Source organism: Lichenibacterium dinghuense (genome assembly GCF_021730615.1).
Taxonomy (GTDB): Bacteria; Pseudomonadota; Alphaproteobacteria; order Rhizobiales; family Beijerinckiaceae; genus Lichenihabitans; species Lichenihabitans dinghuensis.
Window position 1 is genome coordinate 39,276 of the sequence record NZ_JAJLMN010000005.1, and the last position, 12,829, is coordinate 52,104.

The 12,829-nt window shown below is 68.3% G+C and carries 11 protein-coding genes and 1 pseudogene; 7 read left to right on the forward strand and 5 right to left on the reverse strand.

Annotated elements, in window-relative coordinates:
* Positions 1-73 precede the first annotated feature (73 nt).
* The 5 genes from tnpA (at position 74) to L7N97_RS30425 (ending at position 4,864) form a co-directional block, all read left to right on the forward strand.
* Positions 74-523, forward strand: coding sequence for an IS66-like element accessory protein TnpA (tnpA, locus tag L7N97_RS29540; RefSeq protein WP_237480698.1), 450 nt, complete (start codon positions 74-76; stop codon positions 521-523).
* Complete coding sequence (gene tnpB, locus L7N97_RS29545) at positions 520-876, forward strand: IS66 family insertion sequence element accessory protein TnpB (protein WP_237480697.1); 357 nt, start codon at positions 520-522, stop codon at positions 874-876. The genes tnpA and tnpB overlap by 4 nt, the downstream gene beginning before the upstream one ends.
* 105 nt (positions 877-981) lie before the next feature.
* On the forward strand, positions 982-2,463 hold the full coding sequence (tnpC, locus tag L7N97_RS29550) for an IS66 family transposase (protein ID WP_237483035.1): 1,482 nt from the start codon (positions 982-984) through the stop codon (positions 2,461-2,463).
* A 258-nt stretch (positions 2,464-2,721) separates the two neighbouring features.
* Positions 2,722-3,420 carry an HGGxSTG domain-containing protein gene (locus L7N97_RS29555; protein WP_237483016.1) on the forward strand — a complete coding sequence of 233 codons (699 nt, stop codon included), beginning with the start codon at positions 2,722-2,724 and terminating at the stop codon, positions 3,418-3,420.
* Between the two features lie 226 nt (positions 3,421-3,646).
* Entirely contained in the window at positions 3,647-4,864 is a 1,218-nt protein-coding gene (locus L7N97_RS30425) for a sensor domain-containing diguanylate cyclase (protein WP_237483019.1), read from the forward strand.
* A 638-nt stretch (positions 4,865-5,502) separates the two neighbouring features.
* Here the strand turns inward: L7N97_RS30425 and L7N97_RS29565 are convergent.
* Both L7N97_RS29565 and L7N97_RS29570 read right to left on the reverse strand, forming a co-directional pair.
* The gene (locus L7N97_RS29565) at positions 5,503-5,769 is read right to left on the reverse strand and encodes a DUF6894 family protein (protein WP_237483021.1); all 267 of its coding nucleotides are present in this window, start codon (positions 5,767-5,769) and stop codon (positions 5,503-5,505) included.
* Positions 5,770-5,904: 135 nt separating this feature from the next.
* A complete protein-coding gene (locus L7N97_RS29570) occupies positions 5,905-6,627 on the reverse strand; it encodes a Crp/Fnr family transcriptional regulator (RefSeq protein ID WP_237483023.1) in 723 nt (240 codons plus the stop codon).
* Between the two features lie 218 nt (positions 6,628-6,845).
* On the opposite strand from L7N97_RS29570, the pseudogene L7N97_RS29575 reads away from it, so the two are divergent.
* Together L7N97_RS29575 and L7N97_RS29580 are read left to right on the forward strand one after the other, a co-directional pair.
* Positions 6,846-7,800 (forward strand): annotated as a pseudogene (locus L7N97_RS29575) (IS630 family transposase).
* 174 nt (positions 7,801-7,974) lie between these two features.
* Positions 7,975-8,628: a recombinase family protein gene (locus L7N97_RS29580; RefSeq protein WP_237482854.1), complete on the forward strand. Its 654-nt coding sequence runs from the start codon at positions 7,975-7,977 to the stop codon at positions 8,626-8,628.
* 476 nt (positions 8,629-9,104) lie between these two features.
* Here L7N97_RS29580 and L7N97_RS29585 read toward each other — a convergent pair whose 3' ends face one another.
* The 3 genes from L7N97_RS29585 to L7N97_RS29595 form a co-directional block, all read right to left on the reverse strand.
* The gene (locus tag L7N97_RS29585) at positions 9,105-9,680 is read right to left on the reverse strand and encodes a recombinase family protein (protein ID WP_237483025.1); all 576 of its coding nucleotides are present in this window, start codon (positions 9,678-9,680) and stop codon (positions 9,105-9,107) included.
* A 418-nt stretch (positions 9,681-10,098) separates the two neighbouring features.
* The gene (locus tag L7N97_RS29590) at positions 10,099-11,988 is read right to left on the reverse strand and encodes a tetratricopeptide repeat protein (protein WP_237483027.1); all 1,890 of its coding nucleotides are present in this window, start codon (positions 11,986-11,988) and stop codon (positions 10,099-10,101) included.
* A partial coding sequence (locus tag L7N97_RS29595; protein ID WP_237483030.1) for a family 8 glycosyl hydrolase occupies positions 11,979-12,829 on the reverse strand: 851 nt, incomplete at its 5' end. The genes L7N97_RS29595 and L7N97_RS29590, both read right to left, overlap by 10 nt.

Genomic DNA, 12,829 nt, shown 5'->3' on the forward strand with positions numbered 1-12,829 from the left:
AGCGTCGCCCCGGCCCCACCTTCTGGAGCCTGACCGGGTGATGGATGATCGAGGCCGCAGGAGGCTTCGATCCATGTCTATACCTGAGCATATGCACGTGTCGGAGGGGCCGCAGCGCTTCGACGTGTTCACCGGCGGAGGGCGCCGACGCCGTTTCACCGCGGCCGAAAAGGCGGCGATCGTCGACGAAAGCTACGCGGACGGGACCTCGGTCTGCGGGGTCGCGCGCCGTCACGGCCTGACGTCCCAGCAGCTGTTCGGCTGGCGCCGACTGGCTCGCCTCGGGCCATCGTCGTCTCTGCCCGCCGAGCGACCGCTGTTCGTGCCCGTCATCGTGGCCTCCGAGCCCGAGGCGCCGCCCCGTGATGAGGCGCCGACTGGCCCGAAGCCGCGCAGGCGCCGGAAGCGGATCGAGGAGGCGAGCATCGAGCTGGAGATCGCCGGCGTCGTGGTGCGGGTGGGCCGGGATGCCGACGCCGGCGCGATCGCGGCGGTGATCGGCGCGCTCAGGGCCGGCACGTGATCGGTCCCGCGGGCGCGGTACGCGTCATGCTGGCCACCCGGCCGGTGGACTTCCGCAAGGGCATGGACGGCCTCGCCATGCTGGTGCGCGAACAGCTGGGCGCCGACCCGTTCTGCGGCACGGTGTTCGCCTTCCGCTCGAAACGGGCGGACCGGCTCAAGCTCCTGTTCTTCGACGGCACTGGCGTGGTGCTGGTGGCGAAAAGGCTGGAGGCGGGCGCGTTCCGCTGGCCGAAGCCGGGCGATGGTGCCGTCCGGCTGACCGCCGCCGAGATGGCGGCGCTCGTCGACGGGCTCGACTGGCGGCGCGTGCACGTGCCGCGTGAGGTGGCCGTGCCGCGGCTGGCCGGTTAGGCGAGAACAGGCGAAGGCGTCGCGCGCGGGGCTCGGGTGTGATCTGATCCCTCTGTGATCCCGAGCGAGCCCGCCCCCTCCGACGACCCCGCCGCCCTGCAGGCCATGCTGGCGGCCGAGCGGGCCGAGAACGAGCGGCTGCGCAAGATCATCCGCGAACTCCAGCGCCACCGCTTCGGCCGCCGGGCGGAGAGCCTGCCGTTCGATCAGCTCCAACTCGGGCTGGAGGAGGCCGAGCAGGCCGAGGCGGCCGACGAGGCCAGCGCCGAGGCGGCGGCTCCGACCGTGCGCGCCGCCCGCGTCGCCAAGCGCCGGGCCAACCGGGGCTCGCTGCCGGCCCACCTGCCGCGGATCGACACCGTGGTGGACATCGCCGACGACAGCTGCCCGTGCTGCTCGGCCCCGCTGCATCGCATCGGCGAGGACGTGTCCGAGCGGCTCGACGTGGTGCCGGCGCAGTTCCGCGTGCTGGTGGTGCGCCGGCCGAAATACGCCTGCCGGGCCTGCACGGACGGCGTGGTCCAGGCGCCCGCACCGGCGCGGCTGATCGAGGGCGGGCTGCCCACCGACGCCACCGTGGCGCAGGTGCTCGCGTCGAAATACGCGGACCACCTGCCGCTGTACCGGCAGGCGCAGATCTTCGCCCGCCAGGGTGTCCTCCTGGACCGCTCCACCCTGGCCGACTGGGTGGGGCGCGCGGCGCTGCTGCTCGAACCCGTGCACGGGCGGCTGCTCGACCACCTTCGGGCGTCGACGAAGCTCTTCGCCGACGAGACGACCGCGCCGGTGCTCGACCCCGGCCGTGGGCGCACGAAGACCGGGCAGCTGTGGGCCTATGCGCGCGACGATCGCCCCTGGGGCGGCGCCGATCCGCCGGCGGTGGCCTACGTCTACGCCCCCGACCGCAAGGCCGAGCGGCCCATGGCACATCTCGCCGGCTTCGCCGGCGTGCTGCAGGTGGACGGGTATGAGGGCTACCGCGCCCTGACGAAGGGCGACCGGGTGAAGCTCGCCTTCTGTTGGGCCCATGTGCGGCGCGGGTTCATCGACCTCGCCGCCAAGGGCGCGTCGCCGATCGCCGCCGAGGTGCTCGAGCGCATCGCGGCGCTGTACCGGATCGAGGACGAGATCGCCGGGCTGCCGGCCGAGGCCCGCCGCCAGGCGCGCGGGGAGCGCAGCCGGCCGCTGCTGACGGCGCTCGACCTGTTCCTGCGCGAAAAGCTGGCCCTCCTCAGCCAGAAGAGCACGCTCGCCGTGGCGATCCGCTACGCGACCTCGCGCTGGGACGGGCTGACGCTCTACGTGGACGACGGCCGGGTAGAGATGGACTCCAACACGGTGGAGCGCTCGATCCGGCCCCTCGCCCTCACCCGCAAGAACGCCCTCTTCGCCGGTTCCGATCGGGGCGGCCAGACCTGGGCGGTGATCGCCTCGCTGGTAGAAACCTGCAAGCTGAATGGCGTGGACCCACAAGCCTACCTCTGCGACGTGATCAGCCGCATCGTGGGTGGCCACCCCCAGAGCCGGCTCGACGAGCTCCTGCCCTGGGCCTACCCGACCATCCCGGGGCTCGAGGCGGCCGCCTGAGCCGTCCGGCGCCTTGCCTCACCAGGCAGCCCGGCGCAACGTGGGCTCGGCGCCCCGCTTACGGAACATCGAGATCACGGTGAGCAAAACATCGACCGACTCCATGCGGGAGATCGGCTGCAGCGAGTGGGCGCTGTGGAACGACACCCTGCTCCAGCGCACGATGCTGGCCCGGACGGCACGGCGCTGGACAACTACAACGCCGGTGTCGCAGGCCTCGCCCTGCGGGCCTTCGCGCCGCGGGACGAGGTCGAGTCCATGCTCGCCTCCGCCGCCGTCGCCATGCACGTCGCAACCGTGGAATGCAGCCGCAGGGCGATGTTGCCGCAGCAACAGAGCGACGTCTCATCGAAGCTTCGCCGCGACGCGGTCAACTCGGCCCGGACCCTGATCAAGCTGACCGAAGCGATACAGCGCCGCCGCGGGAAGGGCACGGGCCAGACGGTGCGGGTCGAACGAGTCATCGTGAACGAGGGCGCACAGGCCATGGTGGGCAATGTGACCGCCGGGACGGCGCTGCCCGCCTCGCCTCCGGCGCCAGCGGCCATCGGGCAGGGCGCGGCACCGATGGCGCCGCTGGACGCCGAGCCCGTCGTGGCCGGACAGGGGAGGGGGAGCACCATGCCGGACCGAACGGTTAACCCCATGCGTCGAGGGGAGCCGGTGTCCGTGCGACCTCAAAAGCTGTTATACGATGCGGTGGTCGCTGCGACCGCGCCGGTGGCCGGCGGGGCGAAAACCCGGAGCGGCGCGACCTGCCGCAACATGCCGGTGTCGGCGGGCGCGCGATGCCGAATGCACAGAGGCCTGTCTGCGGGTCCGCGGACCCCGGAGGGCATCGAGCGCCACCGCGAGGCCGTCACCCGCCACGGCGGACGGAGCCAAGCCATGCGAGACTTCAGCGCGTTCATGCGCCAGCTCCGGGTCGACGCGCGGCGCTTGATCAAGGTGACATAGCAGGACCCCTCCGACGTGCTGGCGATGCCCAGCCAATCGGACCGAAAAATGGTGAGCCGGATCTGCAGACAGGAGGTCGCTGACGGCCTGCGACCGACCGAGGTTAATCCACGGCTCCCATCGTTCACCGCGGGTCAACCAAGTCGGGAGGGGCACCGCCAGCTTGCATATCGTTCAGGCCACCTCCGGCGTTCGATGAAGCAACAAATGACATGGAGACGCCCGCGTGATCGATATCGAGACCTTGGCCGCCCCTGCGTTCCTGATCGAGGTTACGTCGCACGGCACTCTGGCCGAGGCTCGCCTGAATGCTGTGGGTCGTTCCCATCCGTTGCTGATGTACACGCTGTCACCCTGGGCACATTGTGATGAACTTGGCTCAAGGCGGAACAGGCGTGATGAAGAGTCTTTGTGGCCCCTGCTGGGAGGCTGCGCCACGAGGCGCCTGACCCGTGACGTCACTCTGACGTCACCGACGTCGGACGGATCGCCCTTCTGGCGCGCCTCCGTCACCCCGTTGGTCGGCCACGATGGCCGCGTGGCAGCTCTCCTCGGGGTCTGCCGCGAAGACAGGGCATCTGAGCACGGTCACTCTCGCGGTAGCGATCGCCTGTCGGTCGCCCTCCAGGCCATCCACGGGGCAGAATGGCGGTACGACGTCCGCAGCGACGTCTACGAGGGATCAAACGAGATCGCGATGCTGATCGGCGAGGACACGGCGCGGCCCTTCACCTGGGCCGAGTGGTTGGAGCGAGTGCACCCGCAGGACCTGGCGTCCTTTCTTGGCCGGCCCGATCCGGAGGGCACGGCAGAGTTCCGCTTCCGCGCCATCGATAATCAGATGCGCTGGGCGCGTTGCTCCAGAGCTGCCCTGACGGACGAGACCGGCATCGTCGAGACCGTGCTCGGCATCATGGTGGACATCACGGAGGAGCGCGTCCGGGAGACAGCCTGGGCCGAGCTCGCCATCCATGACCCGCTGACCGGCCTGCTGAACCGGCGCGGCCTGCGGCAGGAGATCGACGGGCTGCTGGCCGCCTCGCGCCCGATGCCCTGCCTGGCTCTGTTCGCGGTCGACCTCGACCAGTTCAAGGAGACCAACGACGCTCATGGCCACGCTGCGGGCGACGCCGTGCTGGTCGAGGCGTCACGGCGGCTCGCCGCTACCGCCGAAGGAGCGGTCTGCGCCCGCCTCGGCGGCGACGAGTTCGTGGCCGTGTTGCCCGTGCCGGGCGAGGTGGAGGCGCAGGAAGCACGCGCTCGTCTGCAGAGCGCCTTCCATCGTCCCCTCGCGTTCCGCGGCCGTTGGCTGCCGGTGTCAGCGAGCGTGGGCGTCGCCTGTAGGCCGATCACCATCGACATCGCTCGCCTGGTGGACGATGCCGATGCCGATCTCTACGCGCGCAAGCGTGTCCGAAGCCGTTTTCAGGCCGCAGCGGCGTAAAAGCCCCGCTCTGGTCATCTCCGAAGCGGCGAAGCCGATCGGCGGTCATAGACAGAGCTTGACCTTGACCTATGACGAGCGTTTCAGGCTTGAGCTCCTCTGACCAGGGCAAGTTCGCACCCTATGCCGGCGATCGACGCCGAGAATGCGCGGGGGAGCCGGAGCCTGCCCGACTCCCCCGGTCTCCCTCCCGCGATAGGGCGCAATACGCGGCAGGAAGGCCGACACGATGAGGCGCAATCGCTGAACCTCGCATGAGCGGCGCCGAGCCGATGAACGCCACGGCTCGCGGGACCGCGCCCGTCGACCGCAGAACCGTGGCGGGCGGGGTGGGTGAGATCCCGCCGGCCGACATGGGACACCGGGCGCGATGGTCGAGCAAGGCCGACGAGGTCGCGACCGAGCTGGTCATGCATCCGGTGCAGCCTCGCAAAGGTATACCTTAACGGGGCATGGCGTCTCGCTGGGGCATCGTTTAGCTTCCGAGACGGACGGACTTTGGCTCGGTCAGATTGCGGCTCCAGCCGGTTCGGTTTGGGTACACCTCAAGCGAACTACCGGGATCGTCGATGACTGCCCGACGTGGCCACGTCGTCGTAGAAACGAGCTATATCTCAGAAAGCTTAAAAGCTGACCAATCATAGATCCCTAAAGATCGGTCTATCTGCCACAATCAAAGGTGACACAGAGATCGCCACCACAGAGTTGAGCAAGCGCGCACCATCGTCCTGCTCGACTATGACTTCGATTGCCGCGTTGCGGCAACCACGGGCAATCTCGTCAGTCGCCATGCGCATGGCACTATACACACCGGCAGCGAGCGCCGCCTCCGCGCTGTCATGCTCGGCCTCGTCGTCGCGAGCGTAAAACTCCGAGTTGCGAAGTTGGATGGAGAACAGCGGCATAGGCTCGGCCTCATGCGAGGCGCAAGCTATGAGCTCACAGCCGCCAGCGCCCCGGACATCGAGCCGACGATGACCTCTCGTACCACGATGTGAACAGAAAACAATATCTCCAGTTAATGTTATAGGAATGCAGCATCATCCCTGCTTCTGTAACCGCCGATGCAGATATCCTTCGTCGAACCCTGAAAATTTGGTCAGCGCCGCCGCATCTCGAATGTGCAGGACCCCTCGTTGCAACGCGATGGCTCCCGATTGACGCAGCTCCTGAAGCACCCTGTTGATGTGCACGGTGCTCATCCCAAGTGCGTCCGCTAGGATCTGCTGAGAGAGGGGCAATTCCATGCCGTCCTGGCCCGCTACGCCGGTGCGCACGGCGCGGATATGGAGTTCGAGTAGCAGGTGCGCTGCCCGCTCGGCGCTGCTGCGCCGGCCGAGGCTGACGATCCAGGCACGCAACGTGCTCTCGTCGACGAGCTGCGCGATGTACATGGCCCGAGCTATACCGGAATGAGCATCCATCATCTCGTCCATGACCTGACGCGAGATCGTTGCAACCTGAGCGGATGTGGCTGTTTGGATGCTGTGATCCATGGTCGCCAACATGCCGACGTTGAGATCGCAGGCATCGCCCGGCATCATGAAGGCCATGATCTGACGCGATCCGTTAGGGAGCACCTTGTAGCGAAAAGCCCACCCCTCCAGCATGACGAACACAGGGCCGGGCTGATCGCCCTCGCGGATGAGATCCTGACGCGGTTTGTAGTCGCGAGGATTGCTGGTCACCCGCGCAAGCGTCTTGCATTCTTTGTCGGTGAGTTCGACGAACTCACGAAGCTTGGCCACGAAACGGTTCACCATGGTACGGTTCTACACGGCAACCTTTGCTCCTGATATTGCCGCACGATAATATCTTCAGTTTATGTGGATCAACCCGTCACGCTCGTACTGCGGTCAGCATGCGGCCGGCAAAAATCTATGACACCTATTTAGAGCTGCTGCCGCTCAGGTTGGCTCGGGCGAGGTAGCGCAGGGGGCGGTGCTGTGATTCGGTGGTGGCCGGATCACGGAGAAGACCGATGCCCCGAGCTTTGTCGCTGGACCTGCGCGAGCGGGTGATTGCCGCCATCGAGGAGGGCGCGTCCTGCCGCGAGGCGGCGGAGCGCTTCAGCGTCGGGGTGGCGACGGCCATCCGGTGGCGCGCACGCTTCCGGGCCGAGGGCGAGATCGCGGCCAAGCCGATGGGTGGGGACCGGCACTCCCACCGAACTGAGGCCCATTCGGCCGCCATCCTGAAGGCCTACGAGGCGCGCCCGCAGATCTATCTGCGCGAGGTGAGGGACGTGCTGGGGGAAAGCGGCGCCACGGCAAGCCTGAGCGGGCTGTCCCGCTTCTTCCGGCGTCACGGCATCACCCGTAAAAAGGGGATCTGCACGCCGCCGAACAGGACAGGCCCGACGTGATGGAGGCACGCGAGGCCTGGTTCGAGGGCAACTCGACATCGACCCTGATCGCGTCGTGTTCCTGGACGAGACCGCCACCGCCACCAACATGGAGCGGCGTTACGGGCGGGCTCCGCGGGGCGAGCGCTGCCGCATCGCGGTGCCCCACGGCCACTACAAGACCACCACCGTCACGGCCGCCCTGCGGGCGAGCGGTCCCTTCGCGATCGACCTCATGGACGGGGCCACAAACGGGACGCGGTTCCTATGCTACGTCACCGGCACGCTCGTGCCCGCGCTCAAACCAGGTGACACGGTCGTCATGGACAACCTCGCGGCCCACAAGGTGACCGGCGTCCGGCAGGCCATCAAAGCGGCGGGGGCGAAGCTGCTCTACCTTCCGGCCTACAGCCCGGACTTCAACCCGATCGAGCAAGCCTTCGCAAAGCTGAAGGCCCTGCTGCGCACCGCGGCGGCCCGCACTGTCCCCGACCTGTGGGCTGCCATCCGCGACGCCTTCACGCGCTTCAGACCCGATGAGTGCCGAAACTATCTCGCTGCAGCAGGCTACGATGCCTATGACCCAACCTGAGCGGCAACAGCTCTAGGCGCTGCACCGAACCCAGAAAATAAGGAATTCAACTGTGAGATGGCTCCGTTTAGGTATGCCTCAAGCGAACCGTTTCGGCGTGAGTCTACCATACCGGCGCTTGACAAACCAAAACAGACTTTTCATAGTAGACCACCTTAAATGGAGCGGTGGTCCATGTTCGTGCGCGCTTACCTCCGAGCCTCGACCGCCGAGCAGGATGCGCATCGCGCCCGGGCCTGCCTCGATGCCTTTGCGGAGGACCACGGTCTGGCCATCGCGACTCGCTACGTCGAGAACGAGAACGGGGCGAAGCTGGCGCGGCCGGAGCTGTTCCGCCTGCTGGCCGACTGCCATCCCGGCGACGTGCTCCTGATCGAGCAGGTCGACCGGCTGTCGCGCCTCACCGAGCCCGACTGGCGCCAGCTGCGGGCCGAGATCGAAGCCAAGCAGCTCCGCATCGTCGCCCTCGACCTGCCGACGTCGTGGACCGTCACCGCCCCGGCCGACCACTTCACGGCCCGCATGCTAGCCGCCGTGAACGCCATGCTGCTCGACGTCCTGGCCGCGGTCGCGCGCAAGGACTACGAGGACCGCCGCCGGCGGCACACCGAGGGTACCGCCAAGGCGAAGGCGGCCGGCACCTACAAGGGCCGGCGCGAGAATGCGGCCCGAAACGAGGGCATCGCCACCATGCTGCGGACTGGCTCATCCTGGCAGCAGATCCAGGACACCTTCCGCTGCAGCAAGGGCACGATCGCGAAGGTGAGGAAGCGCCTGAACGCCACCATGGAGGACCGGCCTGCCGCCGATGTGTCGCACAATTCCTAAGTTCTGCGACACCGCCCCGAGCCGGGTCCGCGTCGAGGACGGGAGGCGTCGCAGATGTCTGCCGCCGATGCCGTTCGCGTAACCTCTGCATATGGAACCACCTTTCAGGATGTGGCGCCTGACGCTGCCCGGGCGGCGTCAACCGGACCAGGGGCGGCCTGTTCGCCCCGCAAGGCCGGTACTGGCGGGGTTGACAGGGCTCGTCATCGGCAGGTTCCCGCTTCCCGCATCGGAGGTGCACAGGTGTGACCGCAACAAACCGCAGCATTTCGTAGCGATCCGAAGCGTTTCGCGACGTCCCGGCACCTTCAGTGCGTAAGGTGTGACCTCCCCTCCCTTGTGGCCTTTCAGTGGCCCTCGGTGGCCTCTTGTGGCCCTGATCAAGGAAGCCTTACCCGTGGCTTGAAATCGGTCGCCGCGGAAGCAAGCAGCTCGATGCGACAGGACTACCCCTCTTCTTGGTAAGCCGCCCCTGTTCAGGATGGAGTGGCTGAAACCGGCACCCTGGCGAGTTCCCGGTAGAGCGTCGCTGGATGGCACTTCAGGATGACGCGCGCCACCTCGCGTGCGCTCTTACCCTCGTCGATCAGCCGCCGCCCGAGTGAGACCTGCTCCGGCGTCAGCGCCGCGGGACGCCCGAAGCGCACGCCGCGATCTTGAGCGGCCTTCCGTCCCGAGCTGGTCCGCTCGCCAATCAAGGAACGCTCGAACTCGGCAATGCCGGCGAACACGGTCAGTACCATGCGGCCAGCGGGCGAGGTGGTGTCGGCCCAGGGCTCGGCGATTGAGCGCAATCCAGCTCCGGCATTCTGGAGCCGCTCGGCGATGTCGAGGAGGTCGCGGGTCGAGCGCGCCAGACGGTCGAGGCGGGTCACCACGACCACATCACCATCCCGGAGCTGCTCCAGCATGCGGGCGAGCTCCGGCCGGTCGCGCTTGGCCCCCGACGCCTTCTCCTCGAAGGTGCGCTTGCACCCTGCATCCTTCAACGCCGCGCGCTGGAGCGTGAGGTCCTGGTCATCGGTCGAGACGCGGGCGTAGCCGGTCAGCATGTGTCCACCCCGGTCGAGGGCCGGAGAGGCCGGCGCATGTCGCAAAACTTATCGCAGAACGAAAACATTCTGCGACAAACTTTTGCGACATGTTCTCTCCTCGACGTGGACCCGGCTCGGGGTAGTGTCGCAGAACTTAGGAGATGTGCGACAGAGACGGGAGGTACGTTCAGTCCCGAACCACCAGAGCCGGCCGGGGTCGACCCATGTAGGTATATGACGCCGATCAAGGCCTGCTCTGACCAGATCCCCTCACAGCCGATTGGTCGTGTCGGCCCGCAGGAGGGCATTCGACGCAGTGCATGTCCGCCTCGCTGGACGCCTTCTCCGGATCGCCGATCGTAATCACGCCCTATGGATTGGATGAGCCATGAAGCTCGACCGATTCGACGCGCGCGTCGGGCAGGGCCGCGCCGTCTCAGCGCAGATGCGGTGGGGTATAGGCCTGCTGGATCACGCGGAGGCCCTCCATCCGCTCTTGGGAGTAGCTGCCGGCGTCGAGCCCGGAGAACACCTGCTTGGCCCCTTCCCAGTCTCCCTTGTTGTACATGGCCCAGCCCCGGACGACAGTCAGCCCGCGCGGCTCGGCGCGTTTCTGCCGGCGCTGCTCGAGCAGCGCGACGGCCTGGTCGTACTGGCCCGCGTTGTAGACCTTGACGATGTCGTCGGCGCTGCGGTCCCATCCGTCGCCCTTCGGCGCTGCCCGGCGGGCACTCGCCCTCGCGACCGCAACGCGCTTGCCGGATCCGCGGTGCGCCTGCACGGCGACGCGCGCAGCCGGGTGCGAGGCCTGTCGTGGTCGCATCAGGCTTTCGAGCTCCGCGATGCTGGGGTAGGTCTCGCGGTATTGTTCGATGCGCGCGGCGTAGTCGCGGTCGTGGCGCAAGCGGTGGGCCGACACGACGAGCCCGATCGCGGCCGACTCGTTCGCCTGCCAGTCCGCGGACTTGCGGAACCAGCCCTCGGCCTTGGCGACGTCGCCGCTCTTGTAGCTATACCAGCCGAGCGCCTGGGCGCCATCGGACGATTTCAGGGTGTCCGTGGCCGCCATAGCGGCGCTCACCTCGTCGCGGGTGAGGGGCGTGGCCTTCGGGTCCGACATGGCGAGCGCCGCGACCTCCACCATCAGCTTACGATTGAGTGGATCGAGATCCGCATACTGGAAGGCCAGCCTGGTCGCCTCGGGGATCTGGCCCGCGTCGCGCAGCGCGAGCACGAGCCCCTCGGCGGCCTTGGCGTCAGGGCCGGTCGCCAGCGCGGCGCGGAACCACCGGATCGCGCCGTCGTAATCCTTGCGCGACCGGGCGTACCAGCCGAGCAGCGCGGCATCCGCCCGGCCGCCGGGGCTCGCCGCGCTGGCCGTCACGGCCGCGATCTCGTCCGGGGTCGGCTGAGTCGGCACGGTGCCGGCGGTCGCCGCGCCGATCGTCTTGCGCATGAGGTCGAGCCGCACCTGATCGAATTCGCCGCGCCCGTCGGCCGAGCGACGCCCGAGTGCGATGAGACCATCGAGGCCCCCCGGCGCGGTCAGCAGCAGGCTCGCCTTCTGCACCGTCGCGAGCCGAACGTCGGCCGCCGCGCAGGTGGTGAGGACGTAGCGGTAGGCCGCGACCGCGCGGGCCTCATCGCCCGTGCGCACCAAGGCCTCTGCGGTCCGCCACAGGGCATCGACATCGTCGCAGGTGAGAAGCGACGGGTTCGTCGACGCCGTCGCGATCACGTCGGTCCACCGATGCCCGTCCGACGCCGCGATCACCGTCGCGCGGGCCTCGCCGAGCGCGATCTTGTTGGCGAGGTCGCTCGTCGGCTGCCACTCCGGCTTGTCGCGGCGGATGTCGTCCATCTTCGCCCGCAGTGCGGCGAAGTCGCGGCGGGCGAGAAGATCCCACAGCGGCTGCTCGTCGATACCGCTCCCGACTTCCGAGAACAGGTCCTGCGGGGGCTCCCAATCGGGGTGCTTCGAGCGGATCAGCCTGATCTCGGCCGACACCCGCCCGAGGTCGTTCTGCGCCGCAAAATAGCGCAGGGCGTCGAGGTCGATCGCATCCTTGCGGGGCGCCGTCGCCTCGGTGGGTGCGGCGGGTTTCGGTGCGTCGAGGACGAAGGGGGCGACGGCCGGTGCCGATGTCGGTGCGACCCTGGTCGGGACGGCAGCGCGGAGCGGCTTCGGCTCGGCCGGACGGGCGTCCTCGAAGATCGGGGCGGGCGCGGCGTCGTTCCCGACGGAGGCGTAGCCCGCCTCCGTGCGCACCACGACCGTCAGGGCGACCGCTGCACAGGTCAGGAGGAGGGTCGTCTTCACAGGCATCGCGGGTACCTTTCCTGGATGATGGAGAGGGACAGGAGGCGGAGCGTTTCGGGATAGTAGAGGGTGTCACGCGCCGTCATGAGATCGGGCGGCACCGTTTCGCCCCGCGCCGCGCAGCGGGCGAGGGCGAAGATCGCGCGGTACCCGACGCCGCCCATCGACGAGCCCGAGGCCCCCGTCGACACTTCGATCACGCTCGGATCGGAGGCCGGGGAGAAGCGGGCGAAGGCGGACAGCAGGGGCGGGGGCGCGTCACCATCCCAGGCGAGGTAGAGCGGGATCCGGATCGCGTCGTAGCCGAAGGTTGCCGGGAAGCCGTGCGCGGGCGCCGGCATCGCGCCGGCGACCGACACCCAGTCGGCCGGCAGGCCGAGCGGCCCGAACCGAGCGACGTCGAGGAGCTTGAAGCCGCTCGCGCGCAGCCCACCCCAGGGGCTTTTCGGCCACAGGGCCGCGAAGTCGCGGAACGCCGGAAAGATCCAGTAGGACAGGTTGACGACCGGACCGCCGGGCTGGTCCGCGGGACCGAAGCCCGCGGCGGCGGGCAGGAGGACCGGTCCGAGCGCGTTCGGACGAACGGCCGCAGCCGCGACGGCATCGGCGATGCGGCGCGCTTCGACCCCGTAGTCCGCACGGTTGAAACGTTGCGCCGCCTCGGCCAGCGCCCAGGCGATGAGGACGTCGCCGTCCGTGGCGTCGTTCCGGTCAGCGACGACGGCCCGCCCCGGCTCCCACTTCCAGGCGAACAGGCCGTCGTGGCGAACCCCGAGATGATCCGAGGTCCAGCGCCAGATCAGCGCGAAGCAGTCCGGATCGTCGGCCGCGAGCGCGAGGAGGAGGC